The 12,465-nt window shown below is 60.4% G+C and carries 14 protein-coding genes; 7 read left to right on the top strand and 7 right to left on the bottom strand.

Annotated elements, in window-relative coordinates:
- The first annotated feature begins 75 nt into the window (after window positions 1-75).
- The gene (gene speB / locus BT204_RS16100; protein ID WP_034128315.1) at window positions 76-1,026 is read left to right on the top strand and encodes an agmatinase; all 951 of its coding nucleotides are present in this window, start codon (window positions 76-78) and stop codon (window positions 1,024-1,026) included.
- Window positions 1,027-1,188: 162 nt separating this feature from the next.
- On the top strand, window positions 1,189-2,571 hold the full coding sequence (locus BT204_RS16095) for a sodium:solute symporter family protein (protein ID WP_072447471.1): 1,383 nt from the start codon (window positions 1,189-1,191) through the stop codon (window positions 2,569-2,571).
- Window positions 2,572-2,760: 189 nt separating this feature from the next.
- Here BT204_RS16095 and BT204_RS28295 read toward each other — a convergent pair whose 3' ends face one another.
- Together BT204_RS28295 and BT204_RS16090 are read right to left on the bottom strand one after the other, a co-directional pair.
- On the bottom strand, window positions 2,761-2,883 hold the full coding sequence (locus BT204_RS28295) for a PA1414 family protein (protein ID WP_003193089.1): 123 nt from the start codon (window positions 2,881-2,883) through the stop codon (window positions 2,761-2,763).
- A gap of 142 nt (window positions 2,884-3,025) precedes the next feature.
- Window positions 3,026-3,919, bottom strand: a complete 894-nt coding sequence (locus BT204_RS16090; RefSeq protein WP_069557109.1) for a putrescine utilization regulator PtrR — start codon at window positions 3,917-3,919, stop codon at window positions 3,026-3,028.
- Window positions 3,920-4,023: 104 nt separating this feature from the next.
- Between BT204_RS16090 and BT204_RS16085 the strand changes: the two genes are divergently transcribed.
- Window positions 4,024-5,202, top strand: a complete 1,179-nt coding sequence (locus BT204_RS16085; RefSeq protein WP_054897829.1) for an MFS transporter — start codon at window positions 4,024-4,026, stop codon at window positions 5,200-5,202.
- On the opposite strand, the gene BT204_RS16080 is transcribed toward BT204_RS16085, so the two are convergent.
- Both BT204_RS16080 and BT204_RS16075 read right to left on the bottom strand, forming a co-directional pair.
- Window positions 5,146-5,544 (bottom strand): DUF2177 family protein, encoded by a 399-nt coding sequence (locus BT204_RS16080; RefSeq protein WP_072447469.1) that lies wholly within the window; start codon window positions 5,542-5,544, stop codon window positions 5,146-5,148. The two genes, BT204_RS16085 and BT204_RS16080, sit on opposite strands and share 57 nt — an antisense overlap.
- A 159-nt stretch (window positions 5,545-5,703) precedes the next feature.
- Complete coding sequence (locus BT204_RS16075; RefSeq protein ID WP_054897831.1) at window positions 5,704-6,540, bottom strand: CvfB family protein; 837 nt, start codon at window positions 6,538-6,540, stop codon at window positions 5,704-5,706.
- A gap of 324 nt (window positions 6,541-6,864) precedes the next feature.
- Here BT204_RS16075 and BT204_RS16070 point away from each other — a divergent pair, with 324 nt between their 5' ends.
- The 3 genes from BT204_RS16070 (at window position 6,865) to BT204_RS16060 (ending at window position 8,912) form a co-directional block, all read left to right on the top strand.
- On the top strand, window positions 6,865-7,044 hold the full coding sequence (locus BT204_RS16070; RefSeq protein ID WP_003193095.1) for a hypothetical protein: 180 nt from the start codon (window positions 6,865-6,867) through the stop codon (window positions 7,042-7,044).
- A gap of 212 nt (window positions 7,045-7,256) precedes the next feature.
- A complete protein-coding gene (locus BT204_RS16065) occupies window positions 7,257-7,979 on the top strand; it encodes a TorF family putative porin (RefSeq protein WP_057976196.1) in 723 nt (240 codons plus the stop codon).
- 66 nt (window positions 7,980-8,045) lie between these two features.
- The gene (locus BT204_RS16060) at window positions 8,046-8,912 is read left to right on the top strand and encodes a DUF6279 family lipoprotein (protein ID WP_072447467.1); all 867 of its coding nucleotides are present in this window, start codon (window positions 8,046-8,048) and stop codon (window positions 8,910-8,912) included.
- Between the two features lie 13 nt (window positions 8,913-8,925).
- On the opposite strand, the gene BT204_RS16055 is transcribed toward BT204_RS16060, so the two are convergent.
- From BT204_RS16055 to BT204_RS16045, 3 genes are all read right to left on the bottom strand, one after another.
- On the bottom strand, window positions 8,926-9,753 hold the full coding sequence (locus tag BT204_RS16055) for a copper resistance protein B (RefSeq protein WP_072447465.1): 828 nt from the start codon (window positions 9,751-9,753) through the stop codon (window positions 8,926-8,928).
- Window positions 9,754-9,763: 10 nt separating this feature from the next.
- The gene (locus tag BT204_RS16050; protein ID WP_054920224.1) at window positions 9,764-11,479 is read right to left on the bottom strand and encodes a copper resistance system multicopper oxidase; all 1,716 of its coding nucleotides are present in this window, start codon (window positions 11,477-11,479) and stop codon (window positions 9,764-9,766) included.
- Between the two features lie 126 nt (window positions 11,480-11,605).
- Complete coding sequence (locus tag BT204_RS16045; RefSeq protein WP_034128303.1) at window positions 11,606-11,995, bottom strand: hypothetical protein; 390 nt, start codon at window positions 11,993-11,995, stop codon at window positions 11,606-11,608.
- A gap of 153 nt (window positions 11,996-12,148) precedes the next feature.
- Here BT204_RS16045 and BT204_RS16040 point away from each other — a divergent pair, with 153 nt between their 5' ends.
- Entirely contained in the window at window positions 12,149-12,418 is a 270-nt protein-coding gene (locus BT204_RS16040) for a hypothetical protein (RefSeq protein WP_072447464.1), read from the top strand.
- Window positions 12,419-12,465: the final 47 nt, after the last annotated feature.

Here is a 12,465-nt window from a genome sequence, read left to right as displayed (position 1 = left end):
CTCTGCCGATTCTTCCTAAGCCAGGCTTTTCGCAGAATCGGCCATCAATAAACAAAACAACGATGAGGCAATCCCGTGGACAAGATTTTCCACCAACCACTGGGCGGCAACGAAATGCCGCGCTTCGCCGGCATCGCCACCATGATGCGTCTTCCCCACCTGCAAACCGCCAAGGGCCTGGACGCCGCCTTCGTCGGCGTGCCTCTGGATATCGGCACCTCGCTGCGCGCCGGTACGCGCTTCGGCCCACGGGAAATCCGCGCCGAGTCGGTGATGATCCGTCCCTACAACATGGCCACCGGCGCCGCACCGTTCGACTCACTGTCGGTGGCCGATATCGGCGACGTGGCGATCAATACCTTTAACCTGCTCGACGCGGTGCGCATCATCGAAGAGGCCTACGACGAGATCCTCGAGCACGACGCCATCCCCCTGACCCTGGGTGGCGACCACACCATCACCCTGCCGATCCTGCGGGCGATCCACAAAAAACATGGCAAGGTCGGGCTGGTGCACATCGATGCCCACGCCGACGTCAACGACCATATGTTCGGCGAGAAAATTGCCCACGGCACCACCTTCCGCCGCGCCGTGGAAGAAGGCTTGCTCGATTGCGACCGCGTGGTGCAGATCGGCCTGCGCGCCCAGGGATATACCGCCGAAGACTTCAACTGGAGCCGCAAGCAAGGCTTCCGCGTGGTCCAGGCCGAAGAATGCTGGCATCACTCCCTCGCGCCGCTGATGGCCGAAGTGCGAGAAAAAGTCGGCGGCGGCCCGGTGTACCTGAGCTTCGACATCGACGGCATCGACCCCGCCTGGGCACCCGGCACCGGCACCCCGGAAATCGGCGGGCTGACCACCATCCAGGCCATCGAAATCATCCGTGGCTGCCAGGGCCTCGATCTGATTGGTTGCGACCTGGTAGAAGTTTCGCCGCCTTACGACACCACCGGCAATACCTCGTTGCTGGGCGCCAACTTGCTGTACGAGATGCTCTGCGTACTGCCTGGCGTCGCGCATCGCTGATGAGGCGAACGCGCTGCGAACGATAAAAACCGCGTCTTCACACTCACAACCAAGGGGGTCGCACAGATCCCCGACAACGATGTACCTGACTTTCGCTCGCGTGTTTACCGAGCCAGCTGCCGCCTGATCGCCCATAAAAAATATAATCGGAGAACCGCCGTCATGGCTTTGGATTTATTCGTCGTACTCATCTACGCCGCCGGCATGCTGGTGCTCGGCTACTACGGCATGCGTCGCGCCAAGACCCACGAAGACTACCTGGTCGCCGGCCGCAACCTCGGCCCATCGCTGTACATGGGCACCATGGCCGCCACGGTGCTGGGCGGTGCCTCCACCGTCGGCACCGTGCGCCTGGGGTATGTGCATGGTATTTCGGGTTTCTGGCTGTGCGCCGCGCTCGGCGCGGGCATCATTGCCCTGAACCTGTTCCTGGCCAAGCCCCTGTTGAAGCTGAAAATCTTCACCGTCACCCAGGTCCTGGAAAAACGCTACAACCCCATGGCCCGCCAGGCCAGCGCGGTGATCATGCTGGCCTATGCGCTCATGATCGGCGTGACCTCGATCCTGGCCATCGGCACCGTGCTGCAAGTGCTGTTCGACCTGCCGTTCTGGATGTCGGTACTGGTGGGCGGCGGCGTGGTGGTGGTGTATTCGACCATCGGTGGCATGTGGTCGCTGACCCTCACTGATATTGTGCAATTCGTGATCAAGACCGTCGGCCTGATGTTCATACTGTTGCCGATCTGCCTGTACCGCGTCGGTGGCTGGGATGAACTGGTGGCCAAACTGCCGGCGTCGAGCTTCAGCTTCACCGCTATCGGCTGGGACACGATCATCACCTACTTCATGATCTACTTCTTCGGCATCCTGATCGGCCAGGATATCTGGCAACGGGTCTTCACCGCCCGTGACGAAAAGGTCGCCCAGTACGCAGGCACTTTTGCCGGCTTCTATTGCATCCTGTACGGCCTGGCCTGTGCGCTGATCGGCATGGCTGCCCATGTGCTGATCCCGGACCTGGACAACGTCAACAATGCCTTCGCCGCGATCGTCAAAGCTTCGCTGCCGGACGGCATTCGCGGCCTGGTCATCGCCGCCGCGCTGGCCGCCATGATGTCCACCGCCAGCGCCGGACTGCTCGCCGCCTCCACCGTATTGACCGAAGACCTGCTGCCCCGCCTGCGCGGCGGCAAGGCGTCGAGCCTGCGCATCAACCGCCTGTTCACCCTGTTGACCGGCGTTGCCGTGCTGGGTATCGCATTGGTGGTGAACGATGTGATCAGCGCCCTGACCCTGGCCTATAACCTGTTGGTGGGCGGTATGTTGGTGCCCTTGATCGGCGCGATCTTCTGGAAGCGCGCGACCACCTCGGGCGCAATCACGTCCATGAGCCTGGGCTTTGTGACCGCGCTGGTATTTATGTTCAAGGATGGGTTGGATGCAAATACGCCGATCTACTACAGCCTGGCGGTGGCGCTGGTGAGCTTTGTACTGGTGAGTTTGCTGTCGCGTCGGCTGGCCAAGGTGGCGGCTGCGGTGGTTTGAGCTATAACAGGGACGGGGATATTTTCTTCAGCGGGCGCGACGTCGGAGGTCGCGCCCGTTTTTTTCGCCTGGTGCAAAACAACTGTGGGAGCGGGCTTGCTCGCGAAAGTGGTGTGTCATTCAACCTTATTTTGGCTGATACACCCTATTCGCGAGCAAGCCCGCTCCCACATTTTTTAGACCGCGTGATTAGCGGCGACGTGGCCGACGTTGCTCGTCATCCGTGCGAATCGGCACCGGTTGCAGCGGAGGCTCGATCAAGCCCAATGCAACGCCGAGGTCGTGGAGCCAGTTTTGGATTTTCTCTTTCATGATTGCCCCCTTTGAGGGTAGTGCTGGCCGGCGTGAGTTCTGTCGCCGTTTCCTACAGTGATAGTAGCCCTAAGTCCTAGGTAATGCTTGAAGGAAACCACAACGAACTATTACTGAATTGATCCGAATCCTGACGGATCGTTCAAGCAATGGCACGTGTGTCTTGCACGCATCGCGGGTTGCCGTCTTGCTGCAGGTCGATCCATGCATTGAGGTTAGCGCCGAGCATGCCCTTTCGCCACATCAGCCAGGTGGTCGCAGTGGCAAAAGGCCCAGTCAGCGGATGAACGGACACGCTGTCCTTGCCGGGCAGGCTGGCGAGCATGGACTCAGACATCAACGCCACGCCGGAACCTGCGATCACGCAGGCGAGCATGCCTTGGTAGGACTCGATCTCGATCGCCCGCCCCATCGCCACACGCTCATGGGAAAACCAGGTTTCCAGGCGCGTGCGGTAGGCGCAACTGCGCCGGAACGTGAATACTGCACGGCCCGCCACATCCTGGGGGCCACGCACCGGCGGATGATCGGCCTCGCAAATCAGCACCAGGCGCTCTTCGCACAGCGGTACGCCATCCAGGGTGGCGATGGTCAGAGGGCCGTCGACGAAGGCTGCGTCCAGGCGCCCGGTAATCAGCCCTTCCAGCAACTCCCCGCTGGGCGCCGACTGCACCTGCAGATTCACCATGGGGTAAGTCTTGTGATAGCGCGCCAGCAGCTTCGGCAAATGAACCGCGGCGGTGCTGTACATGCTGCCCAATACGAAATCACCAGCCGGTTGCCCGCCTTGTACGGCGCCGTGGGCTTCATCGTGCAGCGCCAGCAGGCGGGTGCTGTAGTCCAGTAGTACCTTGCCTGCCGGAGAAAGCTGCAAACGCTGGCGCTCGCGCACGAACAGATCGACACCCAGTTGCTCTTCCATTTGTTTAAGCCGGGTCGACAGATTTGAGGGAACGCGGTGCAGGCGCTCAGCGGCGCGGGTGATGGAGCCCTCTTCCGCCACGGCCTGGAAAATGCGCAATTGACTGAACTCCATTACTTTCTCCAAAACTGAACAAGTTACTCACTATTATTCAATTTTACAGAAAGTCAATCCGTCTTAGCCTGCAAGGCATTCGCTTCTTTGCAGGAAACCTGACCATGTCCCCGCTGATTCGTTTACTCGCCAGCTTCGTCGCCCTGATGATGGCCATGGGCATTGGCCGCTTCGCCCTGACTCCGCAAATGCCGCATTTGCTCAGTGAAGGCCAGATCGACCTGACCGGCGCCGGCCTGATCGCAGCCGCCAATTACCTGGGCTATTTTGTCGGCGCGGTGGACTCGATCTTTGCCCGCAGCCATCAGCATGTGCGCGGGCGCCTCTACGGCGGGCTGTGGTTGTGCGTATTGCTGACCCTGGCGTCCTACTGGGCTAACGGGTTCTGGCCGCATTTGTTGCTGCGTTTCGGCACCGGGGTCGCCAGTGCCTGGGCCCTGGTGATGATTACCAGCCTGAGCCAGCCACTGGCGATTGCCGCCGGCCGCCCGCGCCTGGGTGCGCTGGTGTTTGCTGGGCCGGGGTTGGGGATTGTGCTGACGGGGCTGCTGGCGCTGGTGTCGAACCTATCGGGGCAAAGCTCTGCCGCGCTGTGGTTGATCTACGGGACGGTGGCGCTGGTGATGTTGCTGGCGATCCTGCCGTTTCTACCCAAGCCGACCCTCACCGTGACACAGCCCACCAGCGCGGGGAGCAACGGCAGCATCGCGCACTTGTGCTGTATCTATTTCTTGTACGGCCTGGGCTACATCATCCCGGCGACCTTTCTGTCGCAAATGGCCAGCGCACAATTCCACGGGGCCTGGCAGGCCGACTTGTTCTGGCCCTGCTTTGGCCTGGCGGCCGCGCTGGGAGTGGGGGTGGCCAGCCTGCGCCGCAAGCACCCGAACACCACCCGTCGCTGGCTGATGGCGACTTTATGGCTGCAAGCGGCAGGGGTGTTCGCCTGCCTGTTCGGCAATGGCTGGGGCTTGGCGTTGGGCGTTTTACTGTGCGGTGCGCCATTTCTGGCCTGCATGCAGTTGGTGATGGCGCGATTAAGGGAGGTCGCGCCCCATGGCTACCAACGCAGCACGGGGTTGTTGACCGCCAGCTTCGCCGTCGGCCAATTGAGCGGCCCCCTGTTGGCATCGGTCAGCAGCCATCTCAGTGGCGGCCTGCAACCGGCGTTGGTCGTTGCCGGTACCGGGTTGTTATTAGCCGGTTCAGTACTGATCAACCACCCTCTACCGCCACGGCCGATTTGCACACAAATGGCCAACAGTGCAGCAAATGGCGGTTAGGCACGTGCCCCACGCCATGTCCATCAGCGCCAACCCAGCGGACCAGCCTTGAAGCGTGGCCCAGTTGCTCAGGTCATAGGTGCCGTAGGCCACCAGGCCAAGCAAGGCGCCCAAACGCGCAGCGCGCTGCCAACTGGCGCTGGGCAAGATAACCAGCACCACGCAACCGAGGACGTACAGGAGATAGAACAATACGGCAGGCAACAGGCGTGGCTGATCAAGCATCAGCGCGCCAAGCAGGGATTTGTAGGTGGGCCCCATGAGCACACCGAGCCAAAGGCCGTCGAGGACCAGGAAGGCGAGCAAGGTACCGAGGTAGGCATACAACGACTTTCTTGACATGAGCAAGCCCTACTGTGAAGGCAAGCTTGTTGTGGCGAGCAAGCTTGCTTGCGTTGGGGTGCGAAGCGCCCCCAAAAAAGCTTGCGACTGCTACGCAGTCGAGCGGGAGCAAGCTCGCTCGCCACAACAAGCTCGCTCCTACAGGAGAGCGAAGCGTACTCAGCTTAGTTCAATGCGATCCGCATGAATCACGATCTGGCCCTGCTTGTAGAGCGCACCAATGGCCTTCTTGAAGTTGCCCTTGCTCACGCCGAACAAGTTACTGATCACCGCCGGGTCGCTTTTGTCGCTGACCGGCAGGCTGCCATTGTTGTCGCGCAACTTGGCGAGGATCTTCGAGTTCAGGCTGGAGGCCGCTTCCTGGCCCACCGGCTGCAGGCTCAGGCTGATGTTGCCATCGGCGCGGATCTCTTTGATAAAGCCCTTCTCTTCCTTGCCCGGGCGCAGGAACTTGAACACTTCGTTCTTGTGGATCAAGCCCCAGTGCTTGTTGTTGATGATCGCCTTGAAGCCCATGTCAGTGGCTTCGGCCACCAGCAGGTCGACTTCCTGGCCCACCTGGTAGTTGGCCGGCGTCTTGTCCAGGTAACGGTCAAGGCGAGCGGTGGCGGTGATGCGCTTGGTGTGCTTGTCGAGGTAGACGTGCACCACGCAATATTCACCCGCGGTCATCTGGCGTTTTTCTTCCGAATAAGGCAGCAGCAGATCCTTGGGCAAACCCCAATCAAGGAAGACGCCAATGCTGTTGACTTCCACAACTTTCAAACTGGCGAATTCACCGACTTGAACTTTGGGCTTTTCGGTGGTGGCGATAAGTTTGTCATCGCTGTCCAGATAAATGAAAACGTTGAGCCAGTCTTCATCTTCACTGGGAATATCTTTAGGGATATACCGATTAGGCAAGAGGATTTCCCCATCTTGCGCACCATCGAGGTACAAACCAAAGTTAGTGTGCTTGACCACTTGCAAGCTGTTGTAGCGCCCGACTAAAGCCATTTCCAATACCCTCATTGCGTGGGCGGCATTCTACCCGAGTTGTGCCCTGCACGCGCACACGCCTGAAAAATCGCGGGCTGGCATGGCGTTCCAGTGGCATCGCCCCACTCGTCTGATCGTTCGGTTCACTTTGAGCAGGCCATCAGCGTGTCCACAAGCCTTGGGTTTCCAGCTAAAACAGTAAGTTAGCGCTTTATTTCAGCGCTGAACTTCGGCTATTTCCAGCCGCGAGCACTTATTCTCGAGGGATATTTGCCAAGCAATTGTCAAGTATTTCCTGTACGATAGCTGGCCAAGTTAATTTTCTACAGGTTAGTGGCCGCCATGCGTGTAAAAGCATCCAACAGCAAAGCAAAGCCAGCTCCCGCCGTTGAAACCAGCGAATCGATCAATAGCCAGATTGCTGCGTTCCTCAAGTCCGGCGGCGAAATCCAGCAAATTGCCAAGGGCGTGAGCGGCCAGACTTTCGGCCCGTCCAAGCAGATCAGCCTGGGCAAGAAGTAATAGTCATACCCGCGCACTGCATCTGGTCCCTAAGCGTCTTGCCTTCGAGGCGCTAGGACTAGAGTTGCCACCCCCTCCCGACACCCTCAATACGCAGCTAATCGACGAACGGGCCTCAATGCCTGGCATTCGCCGGTATCCTTGCACACGTCTAGCACGGGCATCTGCCTGAATCTTTCCGTTACTGCTCCTCGCTTTTCATGGAGTGAAGCATGCTTAAACGCTGTATTTTCGTGGTCAGCATCCTGGTCGCCAGCCCTTTGGCCGAAGCGCATATCTTCCAGCGCGAATTGGGTGACTTCGACCTGAAATTAGGTACAACCCCCAGCCGCACCATGGCCCAGGGCCTTGTCAAGCCGACCGCCCCTGGCAGCGACTCGTTCCACGGAGGCCTGGACCTTACCCACGACAGCGGCCTGTATTTCGGCCAGTTTTCCCCGAACATGGGCCTGTCGTCGGCCAATAACCTTGAAGTCGACTCCTACATGGGCTTCAAGCGTCCGTTCGACCAGACCCTGGGCTATGAAGTCGGCTTGATCCACTACAGCTACCCCAAGCTCAGCCCCCTCGACAGCCAGGAGTTCTACGGCGGGCTGAACCTGTTGGGCAACCGCTTTGGCGTGTCTTTCAGCAACGACCCCGACCGCCAGGACAGTACCCTGTTTGCAGACCTGGGCGGCACCCAGCCTTTCGGCATCGGCGTCAGCATGAAATACACCACCCATCAACTGGGCACACCGGTCTCGGTAGAGAACGGCGCCATCAGCAGTTTCAGCGATTGGTCGGTGCAGTTTTCCCGGGCCTGGAAAGGCATTGACCTGGACCTGATCTACAGCGGCTCCAGCCTCAGCGGCAGTGACTGCTCGGCCTACTCCGGACACAATTCGCAATGTGATGGGCTGTTGACCTTGAAGGCCGCGCGGTCGTTTTATTGATGGGCTGAACTGTCGCACCCCGCGCAGGTTCACATGTATTAACGCCCTCCATGCAAGGACCTGCCCATGTTGCGCCGGCTCAAACTCCTGATGCTACTGCTGACCCTGAGCCTGGTGCTCGCCGGCTGCAATCGCGTGGGCCTGGCCTACCGTAACCTCGACGTGATCATCCCCTGGACCCTCAACGACTACCTGGACATGAATGCCGGGCAAAAGAGCTGGTTCAACGACACCCTCAAGGAACACCTGGCCTGGCACTGCACCACGCAATTGCCTGGCTACCTGGACTGGCTCGACCGCCTGCAACAGATGGTCGACAGCAACCAGGTCACCGACGCCGCATTGCAAACCCGTACAGTCGAAGCCAAACAGGCAATTGCCGAGATTGCGCGGGAAATCACGCCCTCAGCCGTGCAATTGCTGCAAGGCCTGGACGATCAGCAGGTCAAGGACATGAGCGATGCCCTGGCCAAGGACCTGCGCAAACGCCAGGACGAATACCTCAAGCCGCCGCTGGCTCAACAAATCAAGGAACGCGCCGAGCGTATGAGCAAGCGCCTGGACGCCTGGATCGGCCCGTTGAGCCCAGGCCAGCAAAACCGCGTCACGGCCTGGTCGGCCGAGTTGGGCGCGCAAAACCAAGCGTGGATCGGCAACCGCGCCCATTGGCAGGCGCAATTTATCGAGGCGCTGCAACAACGCCACAATGCCGATTTCCCGCAGAAAATCCAGCAACTGCTGGTGGATCGCGAAAGCCTGTGGACCCCGCAATACCGCGCCGCCTACGCACAGACCGAAGCCGCCGCGCGCAGTTTGCTCGTGGACGTGATGGCCCAAAGCTCCCCAGCGCAGCGCCTGAAACTCACCCAGAAAATCGACAAGGTCCGCAGCGACTTCCAGGCGCTTAAATGCCTGAAAAGCGCACAGTCTTGATGGATGCTTGCGGTCAGAACCATAGGCGCACGCCAACCACCCAGTGCAGTTGGTTAACGTCTTCGCCTTCGTCCCGTGCGTATTGCGCGGTCTGGCCATAAGTGCGGTTCCAGCTGAGCCCGACATAAGGCGCAAGCTCGCGGCGAACTTCGTAGCGCAAACGCAAGCCCAGCTCACTTTCCGCCAAGCCCGAACCAACGCCGCGTTGCGGATCGTTCTGCGCATAAAAATTGAGTTCGGCGGTGGGCTGCAGGATCAGGCGATTGGTGAGCAGAATGTCGTAGTCACCCTCAAGGCGTGCGGCCGTATGCCCCGATTCGCCGACAAACAACGTGGCTTCGGCCTCGAAGTTGTAGAGCGCCATGCCTTGTAGGCCAAAGGCCGCCCAGCTCTGGCTGGCACCGGGCTTGAAGTCCTGACGCACGCCGCCGACCACGTCCCACCACGGGCCGATAGCGTGCCCCCATAACGCTTGGGCTTCGGCGCTTTCAGTGCGGCCGGCGCTGCGTTCGCCTTCACTGCGTAGCCACAGCCGGTCGATGTCACCGCCGACCCAACCCTTGATGTCCCAACTCTGCGCGTTGCCGTCGCCGCCCTGCCATTCCAACTGGTTGACCAGCAGCATCGAGTTCACGCCGCTGTCGTGCACCTGATGCCCTCCCGGCGCGTTGTACACCGCTGCGCGCTCTGCGTCGGTCAGCGTCGGAATCGGCGTACGGCTTTGCGTCAGCGCTGGCGTCGCCGGGCTCATGCCCTGAAATTCATCCTCGGCCGCCAACGCCCATGGGGCGAAACCCAGCGTGGCGAAGGCGATGCACAGGGACGAGACGCAACGGTTCATGCTCGCTTCCTTATTCATGCACGCGCACCTCGCGGAACATGCCCATTTCCATGTGGTACAGCAGGTGGCAGTGATAGGCCCAGCGCCCCAAGGCATCAGCGGTGACGCGGTAACTGCGCCGGGAGCCCGGTGGCATGTCGACCGTATGTTTGCGCACCTGGAACTGGCCGTTTTCGTCCTCCAGGTCGCTCCATAAGCCATGCAGGTGAATCGGGTGGGCCATCATGGTGTCGTTGACCAGCACCACCCGCACACGCTCGCCATAAGTCAGTTGCAAAGGCTCGGCATCGGAAAACTTCACGCCATTGAACGACCAGGCGAACTTTTCCATATGCCCGGTGAGATGCAATTCGACGGTGCGCGAGGGATCGCGGCCATCGGGGTCTTCAAAGGTACTGCGCAGGTCGGCATAGGTGAGCACCCGGCGGCCATTGTTGCGCAGGCCGATTCCAGGGTCGTCCAGCTTGGGCATCGGGTTCATCGCCTGCATGTCTACCAGCGGGTTGTTCTGCTCGCTGGCGGGGTGTTTCTGCATCGCCATCGCGCCCATGGCGCTGTGATCCATGCCTTCCATGCCCGGCATATCGGCCATGGCACCGTGGTCCATGCCGCCCATGCCCATGTCATCCATCGTCAGCCACGGGCGCGGATCAAGCGGCGGTACTGAGGCGGTCGCACCCATCTGCCGGGCGAGGGTGCCACGGGCATAGCCTGTGCGGTCCATGGACTGGGCAAACAGGGTGTAGGCCTCTGCCACAGGCTCGACCAGCACATCGTAGGTTTCCGCCACGGCGATACGGAACTCGTCGACGCTTACCGGCTTTACCGGCTGGCCATCCGCGGCGATGACGGTCATCTTCAACCCTGGAATGCGCACATCAAAATAGGTCATCGCCGAACCATTGATAAAACGCAGGCGAATCGTTTCCCCCGTCTTGAACACTCCGGCCCAGTTCTGCCCAGGCGTCTGGCCGTTGAGCAAGTAGGTGTAGGTCTCACCGCTGACGTCCGCAAGGTCGGTGGGGCTCATCTTCATTTGCGCCCACATCAGCCGGTCGGCAGCCGTGGCCGACCAGCCCTGCTTGCCCACATCCCGGATAAAATCGCCCAGGGTGGGTTTGTGCAGGTTGTAGTAATCAGACTGCTTCTTGAGGGTCTTCATCAGGGCGATGGGGTCTTCGTCGGTCCAGTCCGACAGCATCACCACGTAATCGCGCTGGTAGCTATAAGGCTCGGGTTCCTTGGGATCGATAACCAGCGGGCCGTACACGCCCTGCTGCTCCTGAAGCCCGGAATGGCTGTGGTACCAGTAGGTGCCGTGCTGCTTGACCTTGAATTGGTAAACGTAAAGGCCGCCCGGTTCGATGCCCTTGAAGCTCAGGCCGGGCACGCCGTCCATGGTCGATGGCAACAGGATGCCGTGCCAGTGGATCGAGGTGGGCTCGCCAAGACGGTTTTTCACGCGCAGGGTCACGGTGTCGCCTTCGCGCCAGCGTAACAGCGGGCCGGGCAGGCTGCCGTTGACGGTCAACGCGGTGCGCGCACGGCCGGTCAGGTTGACGGGAGTCTGGTCAATAAACAGGTCAAATTCGCTGCCGGCGAGCACCGTGGGCTGGCCGGGGCTGGTCAGTGCCCACACAGGTGGGCGCCAAAGCCCGAGCCCACCCAGCAGGCCGCCTGCGGCCAGGCCTTTGACGAATGTGCGTCTGGAGGTTGTGGAGTGCATGCCGATTCAAGTCCGTGAGTTGAATGGCAGCAGATTAGGAGTCGCCGGCTGTCAGCAACCTTAGCGACAGATTACCGATTCGACAGGTTCACCCGGCTCCCTCGGGGGCGCCGGGGCACAAGAAGATCAGGCGATCTGCGCTTTGGAGGCCACTTCAGCGAACGTTGCCGGATCAAGCGCGTCCTCCTGCTCATCCAACACCTGACGTGGATGATCATTGCCCGGAATCGAACTGTCGATCAGCGCCAGCAATTGCGCACCCAGCGCCGTCAGAATGAAATTCTCGCCATTGCCGCCCTCTTCCTCAGGCCGCGACTCGATAAAGCCACGCTTGAACAGCAGCGCCTCGTAATCGGCAGCGGTCTTCTTGAGTGCGTCCAGGTTGCCAGTGTCCTCGCCGGCCGTCGCCTTCTCGGCCGCTTCTTGTTCGGCGTATTTGCGCGGGGCAAAGCTGCCTTCGCCGTTCTGCACTTCATGCAGCAGACGTTCGATCAGATCCCAATTGTAAGTCGTCATCCTGATTCCTCCTGCAGGCCGATGGAGTTAGCCCGTCTAAGGGAGTGACACGTTCCGGCACTGGCCGTTCAACCGAACGGACGGGCGTCATTTCTCTGAACTTTCCAGAGGTTCGCCGCCTCAACTGCACATCACTGCCAAGGAAGTCCGACCATGAAAACCTTGATGAAGCTGACCCTCGCCGCCACGCTGTTGAGCACCCTGCCCGCCTGGGCCTGCACGCCTGAGGAGGCCACGGCCAAGCGCGAGGAGCTGGCCAAGGAAGTGACCAAGCTCACCGAGCAGAGCCCGAACAAGGCCAAGGAGATGAATGACGAGTTGCAGAAGATGGACCTGGATACTGAAAGCGCCAAGTTTCCCGACAAGTGCCAGTTGATCGATGCGCGGCTCAAGGAGCTCAGAGAGGCTGCGCGGAAGCATTGAGCACAACGCGACGCAGAGCGTCTCTGGAGGCATTCCCACGCGGAGCG

Origin of the sequence: Pseudomonas sp. NFPP02 (genome assembly GCF_900119355.1) — a bacterium.
Taxonomy (GTDB): Bacteria; Pseudomonadota; Gammaproteobacteria; order Pseudomonadales; family Pseudomonadaceae; genus Aquipseudomonas; species Aquipseudomonas paracarnis.
This window is presented reverse-complemented; position numbering and strand designations above follow the sequence as displayed.

What these genes read in the sequence shown, in the direction of transcription:
- BT204_RS16080 (WP_072447469.1), bottom strand. Translation starts at nt 5,544, where the DNA reads ATGTCAAGAAAGTCGTTGTATGCCTACCTCGGTACCTTGCTCGCCTTC.
- BT204_RS16090 (WP_069557109.1), bottom strand. Translation starts at nt 3,919, where the DNA reads ATGGAGTTCAGTCAATTGCGCATTTTCCAGGCCGTGGCGGAAGAGGGC.
- BT204_RS16045 (WP_034128303.1), bottom strand. Translation starts at nt 11,995, where the DNA reads ATGACGACTTACAATTGGGATCTGATCGAACGTCTGCTGCATGAAGTG.
- BT204_RS16095 (WP_072447471.1), top strand. Translation starts at nt 1,189, where the DNA reads ATGGCTTTGGATTTATTCGTCGTACTCATCTACGCCGCCGGCATGCTG.
- BT204_RS16050 (WP_054920224.1), bottom strand. Translation starts at nt 11,479, where the DNA reads ATGCACTCCACAACCTCCAGACGCACATTCGTCAAAGGCCTGGCCGCA.
- BT204_RS16055 (WP_072447465.1), bottom strand. Translation starts at nt 9,753, where the DNA reads ATGAACCGTTGCGTCTCGTCCCTGTGCATCGCCTTCGCCACGCTGGGT.
- BT204_RS16085 (WP_054897829.1), top strand. Translation starts at nt 4,024, where the DNA reads ATGTCCCCGCTGATTCGTTTACTCGCCAGCTTCGTCGCCCTGATGATG.
- BT204_RS16075 (WP_054897831.1), bottom strand. Translation starts at nt 6,540, where the DNA reads ATGGCTTTAGTCGGGCGCTACAACAGCTTGCAAGTGGTCAAGCACACT.
- BT204_RS16040 (WP_072447464.1), top strand. Translation starts at nt 12,149, where the DNA reads ATGAAAACCTTGATGAAGCTGACCCTCGCCGCCACGCTGTTGAGCACC.
- BT204_RS16065 (WP_057976196.1), top strand. Translation starts at nt 7,257, where the DNA reads ATGCTTAAACGCTGTATTTTCGTGGTCAGCATCCTGGTCGCCAGCCCT.
- BT204_RS28295 (WP_003193089.1), bottom strand. Translation starts at nt 2,883, where the DNA reads ATGAAAGAGAAAATCCAAAACTGGCTCCACGACCTCGGCGTTGCATTG.
- BT204_RS16060 (WP_072447467.1), top strand. Translation starts at nt 8,046, where the DNA reads ATGTTGCGCCGGCTCAAACTCCTGATGCTACTGCTGACCCTGAGCCTG.
- BT204_RS16070 (WP_003193095.1), top strand. Translation starts at nt 6,865, where the DNA reads ATGCGTGTAAAAGCATCCAACAGCAAAGCAAAGCCAGCTCCCGCCGTT.